The following is a 19,009-nucleotide window of genomic DNA, read 5'->3' on the forward strand; positions in this document are numbered from 1 at the left end:
TTTATAAATTACTCCGTTAAACCCGCCGGTGGCTCACCAGTGGCCTCTTCACCTGTTTCAACATCAACCAACTCATAACCACGCGCTTTACGCGCCACTTTTAAAACAGGTTTTTCAAACGCTGTTTTTAATCGCTCAGAATCAGCTTTTAATTCATCAAGCGATGTACCAAAAGGAGCTGCTCCGGTTTCAGACCAATTAGTTACTTTACCATTAAGGTTATATTCTACTTCATGTATTTGATACTGCGCTGCTTCATCTTTTGTGGCTTCACAAAAAATCACTCGGTAGTTCCAAAATCCAGCCATTTTTCATCTCTTTATTTTGCAAATCAATTAACGCTACTTTAGCAGTAATATTAATGAATATAAACGAAAAAGCCCGCTATAAAAGCGGGCTCTGTAGTATTTTTACTATTAGTGTTTAAGCTTAAAAGAAGTTAACTTTAAACTCTACACCAACGTAACGCTCTTCATTAACCATTACAGTATTATTGTTGAAGTCTACGCCACCAATAGATTGTTGCTCGTCAAATAAGTTACGCACAAATGCTGACACTTGGTATTCATAGTCGCCATCTGCCCATGCGTAACCGGCACGTAAGCCAGTTTCAACAAGCGGCTTACCTTCAAACTCAACTGATTCATATAAGAAAAAGTTAATTTTGCTACGATAAGAAACATCGCCATAAGCAAAGAATTCACCATCAGCTAGCTCTTTGGTATAACGTAATGTGAAGTTAGAAATCCACTCTGGAGCATGCGGTAAGCTGTTACCATCGAGTAATACTTTACCATTTACTACTGGGTTAGTAATTGTCAACGTTGGGCGGCTTGGAGCTGCTATGCTAAGCGTGTCATCTTTAAGCTCAGTTTTGTTATAACTTAAGTTGAATGTAGCATTTAGCTCATCACTTAACACCCACTCAGAATCTAGCTCAAAACCATAACCTGTGGTTTTATCAACATTTAACAAACGGTTAAAGTTAGCACCACCACCTACAGCTGTTAACTGTTGGTCATTCATTGTGTAGTAAAAAACAGTGGCGTTAACACGGCCTTGACCGTCTAGTACGTCTGACTTAATACCTGTTTCATATGAGGTTACCGTTTCTGTTTCTGCGGTAGTTACATCATTACCATATAAAATACGCCCTTGTAAGCTAGGTGCACGGAAGCTATTAGCAATACGTGTGTACCAGTTTACGTCATCATTTACTTTATAGCTTGTTGAAATATCCCAGCTAATATGGTCATCACTTACATTGATGAGTCCACTAGATAGCGGACCAGCACCAATTGGGCTTTGAGTACGGTTTGCAGAAAATTCTTTTTCATCGTCTGAATAACGCAGACCTGCAGTTACTTTTAAATCATCGCTAATCGTGTAATCAACTGAGCCAAATACCGCCCATGCTTTTGTATCTTGTTGCTGTATTACATAACCGGTTTCATTACCTGCAGGTGATGAAAACGTATCATAGCTGAAATTTTCAATTGTCAGCGCTTCATCAAAGTAAAACACACCTACTTGGTAGTTTATATCGCCAGCAAAGTTGCTTGATAAGCGTAACTCTTGGGTATACTGATCATGATCTGGAATACCATCAGCACTTTCTGCTGAGCTAAAACCTGTCTCATAAGCGCCGTCAATGTCTGCACGAGAATATATTTCTGCACTTTCCCACGCCGAAATAGAGGTTAATGTGTGATTATTAAAATCCCACTCAAGCTTTAAGCTCGCACCTTCTGACTCAACTTGCTGCGTCGCACGTGATGCCGCATCGTGGTAAACCACGTCATTTTCAAAGCCATCAACTAAATCGTTAGTACCTGGCTTGATAGAATTACCAAAGAAGGCAATTGGTTTACCGTCCATATCACGCACGTGGTAGTTAAATAAACCAGTGAAGTCATCGCCTTCGTATAAAAACTGAATACGGGCTGCTTTATCTGTGTAGCCGCCTAGCGCGTCTTTTTGTTCAAACCCTGGAGCACGACTATCAATGTAATCGTCTTTATCTTGCCAAAGCACTGATACACGCGTTGATAAACGGTCAGTTAAACCACCGCCCACAGCACCTTCAAAATCTACAGCGCCGCGGCTACCGTAAGATACCGAGCCGTAACCTTCAAATTCTTGGCTTGGTTTTACTGAATCAAATTTAACAAGGCCCGCAGGCGTGTTACGACCAAACAAAGTACCTTGTGGTCCACGTAGTACTTCTACACGTGAAACGTCAAATACTGGAAAGCCTTTTAAAATAGCGTTTTCTTGTACTACTTCATCTACAACCAATGATACCGGTTGTGATGCGTTTAAATCGAAATCTGTATTACCTAAACCACGTACATAAAAGCGTGGGAATGAACGACCAAATGAAGACTCAATTGATAAACTTGGGATTTTCGCATTCATAAAACGAATATCCATACCAGCAGAGCTGTAAGCATCCAAGCTATCGCCTTGCAGTGCAGAAACAGCTACTGGTACTTCTTGTGCATTTTCTACACGTTTACGAGCAGTAACTTGAATAACTTCTAATTGATTTTTCTTTACCGCTGGCGCTTGCTCAGCAGCAATAGTAGAAAATGAAGTGCCTGCTACGGCAGAGAGTAACGCTGCATTTACTAGGGTTGCTAACGTAGATCTTTTCATTGCTTTCATGTCGGGGATTAACCTTTTTAGTGCACTCTTGTTCAACGGTTGATGTGTTGCGCCACTTACAATAGCGGACTCAGGCAATTTTTCGCGATACGCTACGCGGACCTCTTTCTCGAGAGTGCAAAACGAATTAAAGAGGCTGAATGAGTGGTTAATATTATAACACCCTGACGCTCTTTTACTGCATAAAAGAAACATAAAAAAAACAATTTGTGCAAAAAAATACATCTCTTAAAATAATTAAAAATAAACCCTTTAAAAAACAAAAATAGCGGACATTTGACCTGTTTGAAATTAAAATTATGCTATATAGACTTGGTGTTAAACTTGTTTGACCCTGCTAATAACAATAGCTACCTTATTTGGGCGCTCATACTATTTACTTAAGGATTAAAATGAATCTTACGAATACACTCACCAAAAACTGGTCGTTACTTTTACTTCGTGGTGTTATAGCCATGCTGTTTGGTTTAATAACCTGGTTTGCACCTGAGGCGTCGTTGCAAGTTATGTTATTAGTTTTTGCTGGCTACTTTTTATTTGATGGCATATTAAGAGTTTGGGTTGCCATAACATCAAAAAAATCAAATCCCTTTTGGATGCTATTATTAATTGGTGGCTTACTGAGTATTATTGCCGCTTTTGTCACTTTACTTGCACCAAACCTTACCGCCTTATTGTTACTTTATTATGTTGCTGCGTGGGCGATTGCAATTGGTGTAGTAGAAATATTTTTAGCCCAAAAGTTACGTAATGAAATTAGTAACGAATGGATTTTAATTATTAGTGGTTTTATTTCTATAATATTTGGACTGTACTTAGTATTTAACCCAGGTGCAGGCATTTTAACCTTGCTTTGGTTAGTTGCTGCATACGCTATAGTATTTGGCGCGCTTATAGTTGGTTTAGCGCTTAAATTAAAAAAATTAAATCAAAGCCGCTAATTCAGTTGGCTTAGCACCAAAATGCTAAGCCACTTTTCTTTATATTTAATGGGTGCTAATTACAGTGGCGTATTGAATTTTTTATCATCAATATGAATAATACGTTGTGGCAAGGCAATTTTAATATTATTTAACTTAAACTGCTTATAAAGACTAAAACGAATATCGCTGCGAACTTGGCGCAACATCGTTTCAGACTCTGCATACACCCAAAAATAAGCACTAAACATCATCGCGCTTTCAGCAAAGTCATCTAACAACACCGCTTTTGGTAAGGTGGGTAATATTGCCGGATGATCTGCAAGCACTTGTTGCATCAGTTTTTCAACCAATTCAACATCTGAGCCATACATTACACCCACATTAACCGAGGTACGTGCATTACGATCAATTAGCGTCCAGTTAGTTACTGTATTTTCTAATAATTGGCTGTTTGGTACAAGCATATGTACGCCATCGTTACGGCGAATACGGGTTGAGCGAGTGTTTATCGTTTCAACTACGCCCTTGGCATTACCCACCTCTAAAAAATCACCAATACGAATTGGTCGCTCCCACATTAATATCCAGCCACTAATAAAGTTATTAATGATATTTTGCGCACCAAAACCAACACCTATCGCAATAGCACCCGATACAAAAGCAAAAGCGGTAAGCGGTATATTTAACACCTCTAAAGAAGTGAAAATTAAAATTGCGATACTTAAAATAAAATAAATTCGCGTAAACAATAGCACCGCATCAGGGTTCATTTTACGTTTAAGTAATGATTTTTTTATTAACTTACCAATACGAGTAACCACAAACCACATAGTAAATAATATCAATGGGATCTGAATTACTTTTACCACTGTAATTTGCACATCGTTGTAACTAAAAAGTACAAAAGCAAGCATTTGATTTAATTGTTCTAGTGTCATTTATTATCCAAATAAGTAAGAAGATACCGCTCTATAAACGTGTGTCTAAAATAAAAGTAAAACTGGTTCAGGGTTCGCTAAGTTTAGCACGTCATAATATTAGGGGAATAAAATCAATTTATACAATCAACTAACCTTTTATGGTGCTTAGTGCTATATAAATAGTGTACTTGCACTGGAGATAACATTATGACGCAACTAACTTTAGCTCAAAAACTAGCAACCTTGCAGCCGCAGGTTGACCTTAATTTATTTGAAACTAGCCTCGAATACCGTAATAAAATTTTATCTTTACTCGCTCAACAAGAACAAGCACTGGCAACTATTAATCAAGAATTTGGCCAGCAGCAACCGGTAAACTTTAGCTCTGATAAAAAGTTTGTACTAGGTTACAATTAAAATTTGGATACTTTTTTTGCTTATTTACTTAACTAAGTAGCTCAAACGTTTATATTTAGAGCTACTTTTACCCACCTTTTCCTCTATTATTCGCTAATTTGCGTTTAAATCCCGCTTAATACCGATAAACATGATTGTATATAACTCTAAATTTGATAAGTTAACTGTGTTTTTCGACTCGCACAGCCTATTTCGGCTAATATTTTTATGGAGTTACTATGCGTAAAACATTGATCGCCACTACTATTGCTAGTGTTTTAGTATTATCTGCCTGTACATCAAACGATTCAAACAACATGGCAAAAGAGAGCGCTACACAAGTGCAAAACATTAACGCAAACAATGTATTGTTCAAATCAAGCCCATTACAATATATGGCACCAGAATTTAATAAGTTCTCTACTAAAGATTACGAAGCTGCTTTCGATGCCGGTATTGCTCAGCATAAAGCACAAGTATTAGCAATTGCTAACAACCCTGCCCCAGCTACATTTAAAAATACGTTAGTTGAAATGGAGCTTTCGGGTGAGTTATTAAATCGCGTATCTACTGCGTTTTATAACTTATCAGGATTAATTTCTGACAGTGAATATCAACGTATCGATGAGAAAATGGCGCCTGTACTTTCAGCGCACTCAGACGACATTTACTTAAATGGCGCATTATTTAAACGCGTACAAACTATTTACGACAATAAAAGCAAACTAAATGCAGAAGATCAGCGTCTTGTTGATTTTTACTACAAACAGTTTGTTAAAGCGGGTGCCAAATTAAACGACGCTGAAAAAGCAAAAATGCGTGAAATTAACTCTGAGCTTGCTAAGCTTTCAACGGCATTTTCACAAAACGTTTTAAAATCGTTTAAAGAAGACGTAATTGTTGTTACCGATAGAAGTAAATTAGCCGGTCTTTCTGAAGGCGAAATTGCAAGTCTAGCCGATGCAGCTAAAAAAGCAGGCAAAACCGGTTACATGATCACTTTAGTAAACACCACGCAGCAGCCAATTTTAAGTAGCCTAGAAAACCGCGACTTACGCGAGCAAGTGTTTACAGCTTCAACTAAGCGTGCGGCTAAAACTAACGGCCCTATTATTATTAAAGAAACCAACCTACGCGCTCAAAAAGCAGAGCTTTTAGGCTATAAAGATTGGGCTTCTTATGTAATGACTTCGCGTATGGCGCAAACCACTGAAAATGTTTACGGCATTTTAGATGACCTTGCACCTAAAGCAGTTGAAAAAGCAAAAATTGAAGCTGCAGCAATTCAAAAAGTAATTAACGATTCTGGCGAAAGTTTTGAACTTAAACCGTGGGATTGGGCTTTTTACGCTGAAAAAGTACGTGCTGAAAAGTACAACCTAGACCCAGCCCTAGTTAAACCTTACTTTGAATTACAATCGGTAATTCATAATGGTTTATTCTTCGCTATGGAAAAACTATACGGTATTACCTTTAAAGAACGTAAAGATCTGCCGGTTTACCACGAAGATGTAACTACCTTTGAAGTATTTAATGCTGATGGCAGTGCAATTGGTTTATTTTACATGGACCCATACGCACGTGAAGGTAAGCGTGGCGGTGCTTGGATGAGTGCATACGTAGGACAAAGTGGTTTAAAAAACACTAAACCTGTTATCTACAACGCGCAAAACATTCCAAAACCAGCAGCAGGTCAGCCTACATTATTAACGTTTGATGAAGTATCTACTTTGTTCCATGAGTTTGGTCATGCGGCGCATGGTTTATTCTCAGATGTTAAGTACCCAAGCCTAGCGGGCACAGCAACAGCGCGTGACTTTGTTGAGTTTCCTTCTCAAGCAAATGAAGACTGGATGATTGAACCGACTGTATTAGCTAACTACGCTAAGCACTACAAAACTGGTGAGCCAATTCCACAAGACTTGCTTAACAAAATGTTAGAATCACAAAAATTCAACCAAGGCTTTGGTACTACTGAGTACTTAGCTGCGGCATTGCTTGATATGGAATGGCATTCATTTGGTTCTGATAAAAAAATAGCTGATGTAGAAGAGTTTGAGCAAAGCGCGCTAGAAAAACATGGTATTGCTTACTACCCTGTACCACCGCGTTATAAATCAAACTACTTTAGCCACACTTTTGCCGGTGGTTACTCTGCAGGTTACTACGCGTACCTTTGGACTGAAGTATTTGCAGCCGACGCCTTTGCCCATATGGAAAAAAACGGTGGCTTAACACGCAAAAATGGCGATAAGTTCCGTAAAGAAATCCTATCTAAAGGCAATAGCCGCGACTTAATGCAAAGCTACATTGAATTTAGAGGTCAAAAACCAACTACCGACGCACTTCTTAAGCGCCGTGGTTTAGTAGACTAATTAGTTAACTAATTTACACCTTTTAAAAAGCCCGCTTGCGGGCTTTTTTATTGCCATTAACTTAACCCACTTTTATAACCTTTTAACTCAAAGAAAATACCACTTTAAACAACTATGTTAATCTGAATAAAAATTCAGGTGCCGCTATGAAACTCATATTAATACTCCCCATCACGCTTATTTTAGCTGCTTGTAACCAAGTGACTCAAAAACAACAAGCCGACATTATTATTAACCACGCCAATGTAATTAATATGATGACAGGGCAAATTACGGCTAATCAATCCATTGTTATCAAAAACTCTACTATTGTAGCCCGCGGCGGCAATGAGCTAAATTTACGTTACAGCGCTACGAGTCAAATTGATGCCAGTGGTCAATATGTAATGCCTGGGCTTTGGGATATGCATGTACACTTTGGCGGCGGTGAGCAACTAATAACAGAAAACAAACAGTTACTGCCGTTATATTTAGCCTATGGCATAACCACAGTGCGCGATGCAGCCGCTGATTTAAGTGAATCGGTATTACAATGGCGCGAGCAAATTAATCAAGGCACATTAATAGGCCCTACTATTTATACCTCAGGGCCAAAGCTAGAAGGTAAAGACTCAATTTGGCCTGGCGACTTAGAAGTAGAAACCAGCGCAGAAATGCACGCCGCCATTGATAAACTTGAGGCCATGAATGTCGATTTTATTAAAATTACCGACAGCGCTTTAACGCCACAGTTATACTTACAAGCAGTAAAAGAAGTTAAAAAGCGCGGTTATCAAATTTCGGGGCATATTCCTTTTTCGCTTTCGGTAACCGATGTGTCAAACGCAGGGCTTGATGCGATTGAGCATATGACCTACATGTTAAAAGCCGCCGCCGATAACGAACAAGAAATTTCTGCTAAGGTAAAATCAGGTATACTGAGCTACTCCAGTGCGCTGCCAATTATTACTGAGCATGTTGACAAAGCCACAGCAATGAAAAAATATCGCGTACTCGCAAAAAATAATACCGCTGTTGTGCCTACCTTAATTGGCGGCCAAATTACGGCCTACATTGATGAAAACGACCATCAGCAAGACGAGTACCTAAATTATTTAGGCAAAGGATTAAAAGCCACCTACCAATGGCGAGTTGATCGCGCAAATAAAGATACCCCTGAGCAAATAACACAACGCAAAGAGCGCTTTATAAAAACGGCAAAATTACTCCCTTGGGTGCAGCAAGCTGGCGTATCAATTATTGCAGGTACCGACGCCGGTTTTTTAAATTCTTATATTTATCCGGGATTGTCGTTGCATCAAGAACTCGCTATTTTTAGTGATTACGGGCTTACCCCGTTACAAACACTACAAAGTGCCACAATAGCTGGGCCTAAATTTTTAGGTAAAACGCAGCAATTTACCAGTTTAGAGGTAGGTAAAGTGGCAGATATTATTATTTTAGCGCGCAATCCGTTAGTTGATATTAGTAACACGCAATCATTACAAGGCGTTATTAGCCATAACCGCTACTACAATAAAAAAGCGCTAGAGCATTTAAAACTACAAGCAAAGCAATTTGTAAGTTCACAATAGTTACTTTTTAGTCCACTTGTTTTATCAAGTGGACTATTACCCTTTTTTATTATCTAGGTTAAACTCGTTGTTTTATTTGGAGTTATAAAAACCATGGCTTACTTGTTTGCCGTCACCCTATTATGGGCGTTCTCGTTTAGCTTAATTGGTGTGTATTTAGCAGGCCAAGTTGATGCATGGTTTAGTGTGCTAATCCGCATTGCACTGGCTGCATTAATCTTTTTACCGTTTTTAAAGGTTAAACAGACTCCTAAACCATTGGCGTTAAAATTAATGCTTATTGGCGCAGTACAACTTGGCGCTATGTACAGCTTTTACTATCACTCCTTTTTATATTTAAGCGTGCCTGAAGTACTACTATTTACAGTAATGACCCCGCTTTATATCACCCTACTAAACGATGCTTTAGAAAAACACTTTAACCCTCGCTTTTTTATTGTTGCTATTATTGCCATTGGTGGCGCGGTAGCCATTAGGTATGAAGGCATAAGTAGCGACTTTTTGCTTGGCTTATTATTAGTCCAAGCGGCTAACCTGTGCTTTGCCATTGGCCAAGTGGCCTATAAACGCTTAATGAGTAACAGTACCCTTGAGCACAAATCGGTGTTCGGTTGGTTTTTTATCGGCGCTTTGTGCGTTGCTTTAGTGTGCTACCTGCTGTTTGGCAATACCGATAAACTACCGACAACCACAACTCAATGGAGCGTGCTTATTTATTTAGGAATCGTAGCGTCTGGGTTTGGTTATTTTGTTTGGAACAAAGGGGCTACCTTAGTAAATGTGGGGGCGCTGGCGGTAATGAATAACTTACTGATCCCTGCTGGTATTATTGTTAATGTGCTTATTTGGAACAGAGATGCCGATTTATTCAGGCTAGCTATTGGTGCTGGAATTATTTTAGCTGCATTATTGGTGAATCAATACTTTAATAAAAGTGCCATAAAATAGCGCTACACTTACATTATCTTAATAATTTAAAGTTGTTTTAAATGCTCGATAAAATAATTTTAGTCGCCTGTTTTATTTTTATAATTACTGGCTGTAGCAATACACTAATTAACAAACAAAATGCTCAACTGGGTACGCGTCCTTATTATTTAATTAACGATATGGACGCTGGTGATTTAAAGGCACAATTAGAATCGTGTAGTGAAGGCCCTTTTTATCGCACCGACTTTTCAATTGGGCATCGCGGTGCGTCTATGCAGTACCCTGAGCATACCAAAGAAGCCTACACTGCTGCTGCAAGAATGGGCGCAGGTGTTGTAGAGTGCGATGTTACATTTACAAACGATAATGAGCTTGTATGTCGCCATTCACAATGCGATTTACACACCACAACCAATATTTTAGCCATTCCTAAATTAGCGGCTAAATGCAGCGAACCATTTATCCCCGCCGACGCTAAAAATGCAGTAACCGCCTCTGCAAAGTGCTGTACTAGCGACATTAGCTTGAGCGAGTTTTTAACGCTTAAAGGCAAAATGGATGGTGCAAACATGCAAGCAACTACTGCTAAGCAGTATATGCAGGGCACTCCCAATTGGCGCACCGACTTATACGCAACTAATGGTACATTAATGACGCATAAACAAAGTATTGCGTTATTTAAAGCACTCGGGGTAAAAATGACTCCTGAGCTTAAATCACCAGAAGTTAGCATGCCTTTTAAAGGCATGACACAAGAGCAATACGCGCAAAAAATGTTAGATGAATACATGCAAATGGGTATACCGGCATCGCGAGTATACCCGCAATCATTTAATCTTGATGACGTAAAATATTGGATAAACAACAATCCTGATTTTGCTGATCAAAGTGTCTATCTTGACGGGCGCGATAGCGATGCTGGGTTCGATCCAAGTAATCCACAAACATGGCAACCTAGCATGGATGAACTGGTTACTAATGGGGTGAAAATTTTAGCCCCACCTATTTGGATGATGTTAAAAATAGATAAAGAAAGCAATATTGTGCCATCACAATACGCAATTGCCGCTAAAGCTGCAGGCTTAGAGCTTATTGCATGGAGCCTTGAGCGATCAGGTCCACTTAACCAAGGTGGTGGCTATTATTATCAATCAATTGCTGATGTAATAAATAACGATGGCGATATGATAAAAGTAGTTGATGTACTTGCGCAAGATGTTGGCGTAATGGCTATATTTTCCGACTGGCCAGCAACCGTAAGCTACTACGCAAGTTGCAATAAAATGCCTGCTAGTCTTTAACTAGTCGTATATTTTATCGCGCTCAGTTACCATATAAATTTATATAACTGAGCGCAATTATGATCATCGAACAACATAACGCCGACTTGCCTACCCCTACAGGGTTGATGCGAACCACTATATACCGCCCTCAGGCGCAAGGGTTGTTTCCTGCACTTATTTTTTACTCTGAAATTTTTCAGCAAACCGCCCCTATTGCCCGCAGCGCCGCTATTTTAGCAAGCCATGGCTTTGTAGTATTAGTACCTGAAGTATTTCATGAGTTAAATCCTATTGGCACTGTGCTCGCTTACGACGACGCAGGTAAAGACAAAGGTAATGCCGACAAATGGGCTAAACCTTTAGAGCATCACGATAGCGACACCCAAGCCATGATCGACTTTGTAAAACAACAAAACTATTGCACAGGTACGCTTGGTGTAATGGGTGTATGTATTGGTGGGCATTTAGCATATAGAGCCGCATTAAACCCTGAAATTAAAGCTGCATTTTGTTTATACGCAACCGATATTCACAGTAATACATTACCGGCAAAACCAGGTAATAACTCATTTGAACGTATGGCTGATGTACAAGGCGAAATTCACTTTGTATGGGGTAAACAAGATCCACATGTGCCGCAAGAAGGCCGCACTAAAATTTATCAGCAATGCGTTAATACGGGTATAAATTACCAATGGCAAGAAGTAAACGCACAACATGCCTTTATGCGCGACGAAGGTGAGCGATACGATGCAGCGCTTGCAATAAGTATGTATCAACAAGCTGTGGCATTATTTAACCGCACTTTATAAATTAGATGTTTAAATTAATCCAAACGCTGGATAATAAATCTTTTAACCAGCGTTCATGTTAAATATTTTTTAGCATGCCTAAAGCAGTATGTTGTTTTACAAAGTAGGCTTTTAAATAATCTATAAATAGCCGCAATTTTTTAGAGCCTGCTGCGCCTGGCGGAAACACCCCATAAAGCTCAATATCTTTGCTTTTGTAATCGTCTAATATAATTTCTAGCAACCCTGCTTGCACTTTAGGCCACGCATCGTACAGTGGAATACGGCCTATGCCATGCCCGGCTTCAACAAAAGCAGTACGGGCAGCAGCGTTATTGGTACTTAAACCGCCTTGCATTGTAATGTCGTGTTTTTTACCTTCTTTTGAAAGGGTTAACGTTTTACTGCCCAATTGATACACCACCCATTGATGCTGAGCTAACTCAACAGGGTTTTTAGGTTTGCCAAAATGAGCAAAGTAATCTGGCGAGCCACAAATACAGGTACTCATTGTTGTGAGTTTCGTTGCTTGTAAATTAGAGTCGCTTAGCGCCACCCCACGAATGGCAAAATCAAAACCATGCTTTATAATATCAACTACATCATCGCTAAGTTGTAGGTCTATGTTAATTTTGGGGTATTGGCGTTTAAAGCTATTAATAGCAGGCACTATTAATTGCATCCCTACATTTACCGGACAACTAATTTTGAGCAGCCCCTGAGGCTCACTTTTTATATTTTCTATTTGTTGATTTGCCGCATTGGCTTGCTCAGTAATTATTCTGCAGCGCTCGTAATACGCCACTCCCGCCTCTGTTAATGCCATAGTGCGTGTTGAGCGATTTAGTAGGGTAATTTCAAGTTGGGTTTCTAATTTTTTTAAATGGTAACTTGCCACCGCACGCGTTAAACCTAAATGCTTAGCCGCAGCGGTTAAACTACCCTGCTCTACAATTTGTGCAAACACCACCATACTTTTTAACTGCTCAAACGACACTTTCATAACATCTCCTAAATCCACTGCATTATTGTATCAATTATTGAACCAATAAAGTTAAATTTATCATCGTTGTTTAAAGCATTATTAGTGCATATAGTAGTTGGTAGCAAAGTTAACTAATTTAAATCATCAAAAGGAATATTCTAATGGCTAAAAAAATACTTATGGTTTTAACCTCACATGCAGAATTGGGCAACACAGGTGAAAAAACAGGTTTTTGGGTAGAAGAATTCGCAGCCCCTTATTACGCATTTAGAGATGCAGCCGTTGAAGTCACTCTTGCATCGCCAAATGGCGGCCAGCCCCCGATAGACCCTACAAGTACTCTTGCTGATTTTCAAACTGATGCAACTAAACGCTACGACGCAGACAGCGCCGCACAAGCATTAATGGCCAATACCAAAGTGCTTAGTGATGTAAATTCGACAGATTTTGACGCGGTATTTTACCCAGGCGGCCACGGCCCACTATGGGACTTAGTAGAAAACACCGACTCTATTGCACTTATTGAAAGCTTTATTAAAGAGCAAAAGCCAGTAGCGGCTGTTTGTCATGCCAGTGCCGTATTTTTGAATACTAAAGATGCCGATGGTAATGCACTTGTTGCTGGTAAAAAAGTAACTGGTTTTACTAACAGTGAAGAAGCGGCAGTACAACTTACCGACATAGTGCCGTTTTTAGTAGAAGACGAACTGATTAAAAAAGGCGGCGACTATCAAAAAACGGATGACTGGGGTGTACTTGTACTCGAAGATGGCCTAGTAATTACCGGTCAAAACCCAGCAAGCTCAGAACTTGCTGCTAAAAAGCTACTAACCAAACTAGGTTAATAACGATTTATAAGTAAAAAGCACAGCATTTAATGCTGTGCTTTTTTAATTGCTTTGCATTAGCAAATACAATTCCTATACTGGCAACTATTAAGCTCAACTAGGACGATTATATGGCAACCACACGGTCATTACTAACAAGCAAACGCTTCGCTATTTTTAGTATTGTTACAATTTGCTTTGTTTTACAGCTAATTAATAGCTTACCTGGCATTAATCTTAATGGTTTTGGCATTTATCCGCGCAGCATTAATGGCTTAATTGGCATACTGAGCGCGCCATTTTTACATGGCAGTTGGTGGCACTTTGCCAGTAACATGCTGCCTTTTATGGTTTTAAGTTGGTTGATTTGCCAATACAGCGTTAAGCGTTTTTATAACGTATTTATTTTTACCGCATTAGTAGGTGGTTTTTTAGTATGGGCACTTGGTCGTAGTAATATTCATGTTGGTTTAAGTGGCGTTATATATGGGTTGTGGGGTTTTATACTTTGCTATGGCGTAATTAGACGTTCATTTAAATCCATTGTTATTGCTGTTGTCGTTGCCCTACTTTACAGCGGATTTGTTTGGGGTGTACTACCACAGCACTTGCATATTTCGTTTGAAAGCCACTTATTTGGAGCATTGAGCGGATTGTTTTTAGGCTATAAATTAGCAAAATCCGACAAACTTAAAAGTCAAAAAACTCGCCTTTAATTTATTTTAATGGCCACATTTATTAATACATATATTTTTTATATGTATTTCATTTAAACAGAGGTTATTTTTATGAGTGATCAAAATCAATACACCCCACCCAAAGTTTGGACATGGGACAGTGAGAGTGGCGGTAAATTTGCCAGCATTAATCGCCCCATTGCCGGCGCAACTCATGACAAAACCTTACCTATTGGCGAGCACGCATTTCAGCTTTATTCGCTTGCTACACCAAATGGTCAAAAAGCCGCTATTATGTTTGAAGAGCTGTTAGAGCTGGGCTTAACCGATGCAGAATACGACGCATATTTAATCAGCATAGGTGATGGTGATCAGTTTGGTTCTGACTTTGTTGATATTAATCCAAATTCAAAAATTCCAGCGTTAATGGATCATTCAACCACGCCGCCAACGCGTATTTTTGAATCGGGCTCTATACTGCAATACCTAGCAGAAAAGTTTGATGTGCTTATACCTAAAGATTTAAAAGCTAAAACTGAATGTCGTAACTGGCTATTTTGGCAAATGGGCTCAGCGCCGTACTTAGGTGGTGGCTTTGGCCACTTTTATAGTTATGCACCCACTAAAATGCAATATCCTATTGATCGTTTCACCATGGAAACCAAGCGCCAGCTTGACGTGCTAAACCGCCATTTAAGTGCAAACGAATACATGGCAGGAGATGAGTACTCAATTGCCGATATCGCAATTTGGCCTTGGTATGGCTCTTTAGTGCTTGGCGACATTTATGATGCAGCTGAATTTTTAGATGTTGCCTCATACACTCATGTTGTACGTTGGGCTAAACAGGTTTCAAAGCGCCCTGGCGTAAAACGTGGTCGTCGCGTTAACCGCACATGGGGACCTGAAGAAGAGCAACTAGCAGAGCGCCACAGTAGTAGTGACTTTTAACCTTGCTGTTATTGGTAAACTAAAAAATCAGCTGTAATAGCTGATTTTTTAGTTTAGGTGTTGCCTTATTTATAATTACGCTTTAACACTCAGTATCGAATCACCTTGTGATAAAGCAAACTTTTCTTGAACCGCCGATAAAATAGAACTTTTATCTTCGTCATTTAACTGGCTTGAATACTGCGCTAACAACTCATCTAAATAACTAACTACATCTTTAGTATTTACTTGCTCAATTGAATTTTTAGGCGGTGGTGGCGGGCGCTGACCTTCAGGTCGAGCATCATCACCTATGCTTTTAGCGTCAAACTCCAACTCGTCCATTAGCTCAGCCAACTCTTTTGTTGGCGCTATACCTTGCTCTTTAAGTGCAGCTTGAATACTTAGCGCGTTTTCTGCCGTTAAATTTTCGGCATCGAATTCAACGAGTGTTTGTTTTACAAAGTCACTTTGTGCTGTTGTTAACTTTGCGGTTTGGCTACTTTGTTGCAGCACCAGGCTTGCAGAATTACTGCTAATATTATTAATCATTACAGTATCCTTTCAACGCTTACGACGAGGTGGTTTATGATCATTTACTTCTTGCTCACTAATTTCGCCATTACCATCTGAATCTATTTCGTCAAAAATTGTTTGTGCGTCTTCGCCGTGTGGTGGTTTTTTAGCGCTAAACTCTGCATAGCTAATTACGCCATCGCCATTGGTATCCATGCTTGAAAAATCAGGTTTAGGTGGTTTGCTATCGCTGCCTCTTGCTGCAACATTTACTGAAAAAGCAACCGACAATAGTGTAATAATTGTAAGTGATGATAAGTGTTTCATGCTCGTAACCTTTTGTTTAATTAATAACAAAAGATTACGCTGTAAAAATGCAAATAATGTGCAAATAATGAGGAAGTCAAAATAATGTATATCGCTAATGCATAAATTTAAAATGATAGCAAAATGCTAATGCGAGTAAAAAGCTAAAGTGGTTATTAATTACTTACGTTAACGCATCGTATTATGCTAATTAATCAAACATTTTGTTGTTAATTACACTGCTGTGGATTTACAAAGCGATAACCAACACCATAAACCGATTGAATAACGCTGTCGGTTTTGGTTAATTCGTCCAGCTTTTTACGCAATTTTTTTATATGACTATCAATAGTACGCTGGCTCACAATACGTTGATCGGCGTACATAGTATCCATTAAGCTATCGCGCGAATAAATACGGTTAGGGTTGTTAAACAAGGGCTTAAATAACTGAAACTCAACATTGGTAAGCTCAATACTTGCTGCTTTGTATTTTACACTGTAGGTGCTTTCATCAAGTTGCATAACATTGGTTTTTGGCTCAACGTTATTCAAGCGCCTTAAAATAGCTTTAACACGCGCCACCAGCTCCGCATAACTAAAAGGCTTACAAATATAATCATCGGCTCCTAATTCAAGCCCAAGTAATCGGTCAATCTCCTCTACCTTTGCCGACACCATAATGATAGGCACATTAGAGAACTGCCTAATTGCTTTACACAATTCAATTCCGCTTTGACCAGGTAGCATTATGTCGAGCAAAATCACACTAGGCTTGTTAATTTCAAGCCAAGGTAGTACTTCATTACCATGATGTATTTGATGCGTTATGTAATGATGGCTTGTTAAAAAATCGCTTATTAAGTTAGCCAGCTTAACCTCATCTTCTACAATCAGTATTTGCTCTTGCATAGTGTCCTCTAAGCTTTAAATAAGGGTAATTTAATAATGATAGCAAGACCGCCTAAACTAGATTTTTCAGCTTTAATCTCGCCTTTATGACCTTTAACTATGTGCTGACAAATAGATAACCCCAAACCCGAACCGCCCTCTTGGCGATTTCGCGAACTATCTACTCGGTATAAATACTCAAATAAGTGCGATAAATGCGACGGCTCAACCCCCACGCCATTATCTTCAATAATAAGCTGTAAATACATTTGCCCTTTAATACTTATATTACTCGCCGTTAATGAAATAGTAGAGCATTGTGCGTAATGCACTGCGTTCATTAAAATATTATCGAATAACTGTAAAAGGCGTGTTTTATCTGCTTGAACGGTTATATTTTTTGCAGCATTTAACAGGTAGAGCTTTATATTATGTTGCTCAAGTATAACCTGATATTTTTGCTCAATAGTATTTAATAACAATGCCATATCAGTAGCTTGCATAGTGTAATGCATGCCCCCTAACTCTGCGCTATTGAGCATATGCAAATCGTCTATTAAGCGCTTTAAATGCAGGGCTTCGTCGTTGGCCGAGTTTATATTTTTTGCATTTGGCTCGCGTATGCCAAGTAGCATAGCTTCAAGCTCACCAAGCAAAATGCTCATTGGCGTTCTAAGCTCATGAGAAATATTGGCAAGCCAGCGTTTACGTACTTGCTCGTCTTTGGCGAGCGTAAATGCAAGCGTATTAAAATCCTCGCTTAACTGCCCTAGTTCGTCTTTTCGATCTAGGGTCAGCTTAGTCTCGTAATTGCCTTGCGTTAAGCGGTGCATACCGTTAGCTATTTGTTTTACTGGGCTAACTAAATGCCGAGATAATAAAAAGGTAACCAGTAATGTAAGCAGTACCGCCGCTAAAGCAATAAACCATAAGTAGTTTGTTTGCTGCTGTAAAAAATCAAGTTCGTAGCCATCAACTAAGCTATCTCTTTTGGATACAGCTAAATAACCAACCGCTTTATTATTCACTGTAATGGCTGTAGTCATATAGTTTAAATTACTTAAATACCTGCCCACTATTCGCTGTTTATTTTCGTCAAGCAAAGCATAATGAGCAATATTTTCAGGAGGTGGTCGGCGCGCGCCTAAAACAATATGCTCGGATGGTGGTGGCCGGCGCATCATTCGCCCTCTTGGATCAGGGCTTTTTGGTAACTTAGATAAAAACTGGCTGTTTTCTAGTTGCGATTCTATAAGCATTCTAAAGTTTTTGTCGCCGCCAATAACTAACTCCCACGAGGGCGTTTTTTGATACTGCTTTGCAAGTTGTAGCGTAAGTGGTTCTAATGCTTTTATCTCTTTTGCATTAACAAAATCAATAACGCCTTGCCCTATACTCCACTGTATAAGTATTACCATCCCTGCAATAACACTAAAGGTAAAACTAAATAGTATTAAAAAAAGTTTATTATGAATTTTCATTAATGCGTATTTTTAACCTTGCTAGGAAAGCTTTCAAATCGGTATGTTATAAACTCTTTGGTTTGATCATTAACATACAACGTAGCAACTATTTTTTTGCCCTGAGCGGTCCAATACATGTGACCATGATTATTTAAAGTAACCGATACGGTATTTATACCACTTTTAAATAAGTTAGCAGGTAAATGCAATGCATGTCCGTAAATTCGCTGTATTTTAACGCCATTAATATATAAATGAGCGTGGCCTTGTAAAAAACCGGTATTTTCGTTTGTTGTCGCGCTCATCATTTGTTGCATGTTCATGGCGCCCTCAGGAGGCACTGATAAATCATAACGCTGTGTATCTAGAATTAAGTTATAACCCGACATACTATCTTTTAATAACTTAAGGCTCAGTGCCGGTGTGGGTGCAGCGTTTGGTACTGCAATAGGCATATGGCTATGATCCATCATTTCCTGCTGCGCAAAGAGCTTAAAGCTCAATAGCACAGCAGTAGTTAGGATCAATGCGTATTTAAAATAACGCATAGTTACTC

Annotated in this window: 19 protein-coding genes and 1 other annotated feature; of the genes, 10 read left to right on the forward strand and 9 right to left on the reverse strand. The window is 39.1% G+C overall.

Annotated features, from left to right (window positions below):
• Positions 1–8 precede the first annotated feature (8 nt).
• Both H5079_RS14845 and H5079_RS14850 read right to left on the reverse strand, forming a co-directional pair.
• The gene (locus H5079_RS14845; RefSeq protein ID WP_011328836.1) at positions 9–308 is read right to left on the reverse strand and encodes a hypothetical protein; all 300 of its coding nucleotides are present in this window, start codon (positions 306–308) and stop codon (positions 9–11) included.
• Between the two features lie 63 nt (positions 309–371).
• Positions 372–466: a sequence feature (Trp leader region), on the reverse strand.
• Complete coding sequence (locus tag H5079_RS14850) at positions 430–2,667, reverse strand: TonB-dependent receptor (RefSeq protein WP_041454519.1); 2,238 nt, start codon at positions 2,665–2,667, stop codon at positions 430–432. (Overlaps the previous feature by 37 nt.)
• Positions 2,668–3,059: 392 nt before the next feature.
• On the opposite strand from H5079_RS14850, the gene H5079_RS14855 reads away from it, so the two are divergent.
• Positions 3,060–3,608: an HdeD family acid-resistance protein gene (locus H5079_RS14855; RefSeq protein ID WP_182684381.1), complete on the forward strand. Its 549-nt coding sequence runs from the start codon at positions 3,060–3,062 to the stop codon at positions 3,606–3,608.
• Positions 3,609–3,667: 59 nt separating this feature from the next.
• Here H5079_RS14855 and H5079_RS14860 read toward each other — a convergent pair whose 3' ends face one another.
• The gene (locus H5079_RS14860; RefSeq protein ID WP_011328839.1) at positions 3,668–4,528 is read right to left on the reverse strand and encodes a mechanosensitive ion channel family protein; all 861 of its coding nucleotides are present in this window, start codon (positions 4,526–4,528) and stop codon (positions 3,668–3,670) included.
• 189 nt (positions 4,529–4,717) lie between these two features.
• Between H5079_RS14860 and H5079_RS14865 the strand changes: the two genes are divergently transcribed.
• From H5079_RS14865 to H5079_RS14890, 6 genes are all read left to right on the forward strand, one after another.
• The gene (locus tag H5079_RS14865) at positions 4,718–4,927 is read left to right on the forward strand and encodes a hypothetical protein (RefSeq protein WP_011328840.1); all 210 of its coding nucleotides are present in this window, start codon (positions 4,718–4,720) and stop codon (positions 4,925–4,927) included.
• Positions 4,928–5,145: 218 nt separating this feature from the next.
• Positions 5,146–7,281, forward strand: a complete 2,136-nt coding sequence (locus H5079_RS14870; protein WP_182684382.1) for a M3 family metallopeptidase — start codon at positions 5,146–5,148, stop codon at positions 7,279–7,281.
• Between the two features lie 146 nt (positions 7,282–7,427).
• On the forward strand, positions 7,428–8,855 hold the full coding sequence (locus tag H5079_RS14875) for an amidohydrolase family protein (RefSeq protein ID WP_011328842.1): 1,428 nt from the start codon (positions 7,428–7,430) through the stop codon (positions 8,853–8,855).
• 93 nt (positions 8,856–8,948) lie between these two features.
• Complete coding sequence (locus H5079_RS14880) at positions 8,949–9,803, forward strand: carboxylate/amino acid/amine transporter (protein ID WP_011328843.1); 855 nt, start codon at positions 8,949–8,951, stop codon at positions 9,801–9,803.
• Between the two features lie 41 nt (positions 9,804–9,844).
• On the forward strand, positions 9,845–11,086 hold the full coding sequence (locus H5079_RS14885; RefSeq protein WP_182684383.1) for a glycerophosphodiester phosphodiesterase family protein: 1,242 nt from the start codon (positions 9,845–9,847) through the stop codon (positions 11,084–11,086).
• 59 nt (positions 11,087–11,145) lie between these two features.
• On the forward strand, positions 11,146–11,880 hold the full coding sequence (locus tag H5079_RS14890; RefSeq protein ID WP_182684384.1) for a dienelactone hydrolase family protein: 735 nt from the start codon (positions 11,146–11,148) through the stop codon (positions 11,878–11,880).
• A gap of 58 nt (positions 11,881–11,938) precedes the next feature.
• Here H5079_RS14890 and H5079_RS14895 read toward each other — a convergent pair whose 3' ends face one another.
• Positions 11,939–12,862: a LysR family transcriptional regulator gene (locus H5079_RS14895; RefSeq protein WP_011328846.1), complete on the reverse strand. Its 924-nt coding sequence runs from the start codon at positions 12,860–12,862 to the stop codon at positions 11,939–11,941.
• Positions 12,863–13,005: 143 nt separating this feature from the next.
• Between H5079_RS14895 and H5079_RS14900 the strand changes: the two genes are divergently transcribed.
• The 3 genes from H5079_RS14900 (at position 13,006) to yghU (ending at position 15,299) form a co-directional block, all read left to right on the forward strand.
• Entirely contained in the window at positions 13,006–13,689 is a 684-nt protein-coding gene (locus tag H5079_RS14900) for a type 1 glutamine amidotransferase domain-containing protein (protein WP_182684385.1), read from the forward strand.
• Positions 13,690–13,802: 113 nt separating this feature from the next.
• A complete protein-coding gene (locus H5079_RS14905) occupies positions 13,803–14,387 on the forward strand; it encodes a rhomboid family intramembrane serine protease (RefSeq protein WP_182684386.1) in 585 nt (194 codons plus the stop codon).
• Between the two features lie 72 nt (positions 14,388–14,459).
• A complete protein-coding gene (yghU, locus tag H5079_RS14910) occupies positions 14,460–15,299 on the forward strand; it encodes a glutathione-dependent disulfide-bond oxidoreductase (protein ID WP_011328849.1) in 840 nt (279 codons plus the stop codon).
• A 75-nt stretch (positions 15,300–15,374) separates the two neighbouring features.
• Here the strand turns inward: yghU and H5079_RS14915 are convergent, their stop codons facing one another.
• The 5 genes from H5079_RS14915 to H5079_RS14935 all read right to left on the reverse strand — a co-directional run bounded on the left by H5079_RS14915 (position 15,375) and on the right by H5079_RS14935 (position 19,001).
• Positions 15,375–15,830: a hypothetical protein gene (locus H5079_RS14915; RefSeq protein ID WP_182684387.1), complete on the reverse strand. Its 456-nt coding sequence runs from the start codon at positions 15,828–15,830 to the stop codon at positions 15,375–15,377.
• Positions 15,831–15,842: 12 nt separating this feature from the next.
• The gene (locus H5079_RS14920) at positions 15,843–16,121 is read right to left on the reverse strand and encodes an EF-hand domain-containing protein (protein ID WP_011328851.1); all 279 of its coding nucleotides are present in this window, start codon (positions 16,119–16,121) and stop codon (positions 15,843–15,845) included.
• A 209-nt stretch (positions 16,122–16,330) separates the two neighbouring features.
• Complete coding sequence (locus H5079_RS14925; protein WP_089368620.1) at positions 16,331–17,011, reverse strand: response regulator; 681 nt, start codon at positions 17,009–17,011, stop codon at positions 16,331–16,333.
• A gap of 8 nt (positions 17,012–17,019) precedes the next feature.
• Positions 17,020–18,471 carry an ATP-binding protein gene (locus tag H5079_RS14930; protein WP_011328853.1) on the reverse strand — a complete coding sequence of 484 codons (1,452 nt, stop codon included), beginning with the start codon at positions 18,469–18,471 and terminating at the stop codon, positions 17,020–17,022.
• Positions 18,471–19,001 (reverse strand): hypothetical protein, encoded by a 531-nt coding sequence (locus H5079_RS14935; RefSeq protein WP_011328854.1) that lies wholly within the window; start codon positions 18,999–19,001, stop codon positions 18,471–18,473. Before H5079_RS14935 ends, H5079_RS14930 begins: the two co-directional genes overlap by 1 nt.
• Positions 19,002–19,009 lie beyond the last annotated feature (8 nt).

The organism is Pseudoalteromonas sp. SG44-5, from assembly GCF_014164175.1.
In the GTDB taxonomy this organism is placed as follows: domain Bacteria; phylum Pseudomonadota; class Gammaproteobacteria; order Enterobacterales; family Alteromonadaceae; genus Pseudoalteromonas; species Pseudoalteromonas nigrifaciens.

What these genes read in the sequence shown, in the direction of transcription:
- H5079_RS14905 (WP_182684386.1), top strand. Translation starts at nt 13,803, where the DNA reads ATGGCAACCACACGGTCATTACTAACAAGCAAACGCTTCGCTATTTTT.
- H5079_RS14885 (WP_182684383.1), top strand. Translation starts at nt 9,845, where the DNA reads ATGCTCGATAAAATAATTTTAGTCGCCTGTTTTATTTTTATAATTACT.
- H5079_RS14895 (WP_011328846.1), bottom strand. Translation starts at nt 12,862, where the DNA reads ATGAAAGTGTCGTTTGAGCAGTTAAAAAGTATGGTGGTGTTTGCACAA.
- H5079_RS14845 (WP_011328836.1), bottom strand. Translation starts at nt 308, where the DNA reads ATGGCTGGATTTTGGAACTACCGAGTGATTTTTTGTGAAGCCACAAAA.
- H5079_RS14855 (WP_182684381.1), top strand. Translation starts at nt 3,060, where the DNA reads ATGAATCTTACGAATACACTCACCAAAAACTGGTCGTTACTTTTACTT.
- H5079_RS14865 (WP_011328840.1), top strand. Translation starts at nt 4,718, where the DNA reads ATGACGCAACTAACTTTAGCTCAAAAACTAGCAACCTTGCAGCCGCAG.
- H5079_RS14890 (WP_182684384.1), top strand. Translation starts at nt 11,146, where the DNA reads ATGATCATCGAACAACATAACGCCGACTTGCCTACCCCTACAGGGTTG.
- H5079_RS14925 (WP_089368620.1), bottom strand. Translation starts at nt 17,011, where the DNA reads ATGCAAGAGCAAATACTGATTGTAGAAGATGAGGTTAAGCTGGCTAAC.
- H5079_RS14935 (WP_011328854.1), bottom strand. Translation starts at nt 19,001, where the DNA reads ATGCGTTATTTTAAATACGCATTGATCCTAACTACTGCTGTGCTATTG.
- H5079_RS14860 (WP_011328839.1), bottom strand. Translation starts at nt 4,528, where the DNA reads ATGACACTAGAACAATTAAATCAAATGCTTGCTTTTGTACTTTTTAGT.
- H5079_RS14900 (WP_182684385.1), top strand. Translation starts at nt 13,006, where the DNA reads ATGGCTAAAAAAATACTTATGGTTTTAACCTCACATGCAGAATTGGGC.
- H5079_RS14880 (WP_011328843.1), top strand. Translation starts at nt 8,949, where the DNA reads ATGGCTTACTTGTTTGCCGTCACCCTATTATGGGCGTTCTCGTTTAGC.
- H5079_RS14930 (WP_011328853.1), bottom strand. Translation starts at nt 18,471, where the DNA reads ATGAAAATTCATAATAAACTTTTTTTAATACTATTTAGTTTTACCTTT.
- H5079_RS14875 (WP_011328842.1), top strand. Translation starts at nt 7,428, where the DNA reads ATGAAACTCATATTAATACTCCCCATCACGCTTATTTTAGCTGCTTGT.
- H5079_RS14915 (WP_182684387.1), bottom strand. Translation starts at nt 15,830, where the DNA reads ATGATTAATAATATTAGCAGTAATTCTGCAAGCCTGGTGCTGCAACAA.
- H5079_RS14870 (WP_182684382.1), top strand. Translation starts at nt 5,146, where the DNA reads ATGCGTAAAACATTGATCGCCACTACTATTGCTAGTGTTTTAGTATTA.
- yghU (WP_011328849.1), top strand. Translation starts at nt 14,460, where the DNA reads ATGAGTGATCAAAATCAATACACCCCACCCAAAGTTTGGACATGGGAC.
- H5079_RS14850 (WP_041454519.1), bottom strand. Translation starts at nt 2,667, where the DNA reads ATGAAAGCAATGAAAAGATCTACGTTAGCAACCCTAGTAAATGCAGCG.
- H5079_RS14920 (WP_011328851.1), bottom strand. Translation starts at nt 16,121, where the DNA reads ATGAAACACTTATCATCACTTACAATTATTACACTATTGTCGGTTGCT.